This is a genomic window from Ferviditalea candida (assembly GCF_035282765.1).
Classification (GTDB): domain Bacteria; phylum Bacillota; class Bacilli; order Paenibacillales; family KCTC-25726; genus Ferviditalea; species Ferviditalea candida.
Window position 1 is genome coordinate 1 of sequence record NZ_JAYJLD010000106.1, and the last position, 1,036, is coordinate 1,036.

Annotated in this window: 1 protein-coding gene; it reads right to left on the reverse strand. The window is 38.1% G+C overall.

From position 1 onward, the window contains the following. Positions 1-113: 113 nt before the first annotated feature. The gene (locus tag VF724_RS21265; protein WP_371756234.1) at positions 114-821 is read right to left on the reverse strand and encodes a TerC family protein; all 708 of its coding nucleotides are present in this window, start codon (positions 819-821) and stop codon (positions 114-116) included. Positions 822-1,036 lie beyond the last annotated feature (215 nt).

A 1,036-nucleotide genomic window follows, 5' to 3' on the forward strand; every position in this document is an offset into this window, starting at 1 on the left:
GTTTGCTCGGAATTTAAAAAGGATGAAATTGAATATGACGTGAATCCGCTTAGGTAACATGTACAAATATCAGTATGGAGCAAAAAACGCCCGATGGGGCGTTTTTTGTTCACTCAAGAACGATGTTTCAATTGATTTACGATTCCGATGATCATGATTAGAATGGCGACGTCAATTGCAAGGATGGAAATATGACGATTGATAAATCCAGGAATGTTCTCCGAAACGACTTGCAAGGACTGCAATCCTTTTTGAAATAACGGGTCTCTATGCATTCCCATAATGGAAACTTCGGCCAGCAAACCCGATGCTATATACGCAAAGAAGGAAATGCGCATAAACAATTCGGTGAAAATGCGAAAAAGGATAAAGACACCGATCAGGCTTAGTAAGAGTCCAAAAGCGACCTCCAAAAAATTGTTTGAAAGTTGCGCCGTAATCCTAATATTTTCAAAACAAATGGAGTAATCTGTCGCAAATGCAATGAAAAGCATAACAATAACAGGAATTCGGGGTAAATCGGAATGATCAACTTTTTTTCGCTGCTTGGTGATCATATGGATGACGAATATCAGAAGAAAAATTCCCGAAATCAACTGTAATCCGTGTGTTTCTGCTAACTTGGGAGCCATAACAAAGTAGAAGGTTCGGCTAATCGTGAGCATAAGAACGGAATATATTAAAACTTCACGTGGTTTGAAAGTGTATTTTCTCGCAAAAGAGGTAATGATCAAGAGATTGATGACATTGTTAAAAAGGAATAAAAGAAATGTATAAAGAATAGGTTCTTCCTCCAAACTGAAAAATTGAAGAATCTCCAAAAATTACCCTCCTAGACTTGCTATTTTCATCATCCGCTGTTGGTGTCATGAAATGACATGGGACGTCTAAAAGTGGACAAATCTCCTGCCTGTACGTTTCATGCTTACTTCATCGTACTCCCACTATAAAGTAATGTTTTCGCCTGTTTTCTCGCTTATTCTCATGATTTCAACTTTGACAATTTGAGAGGTACTGGTGGAGAATGTAGTCTGCA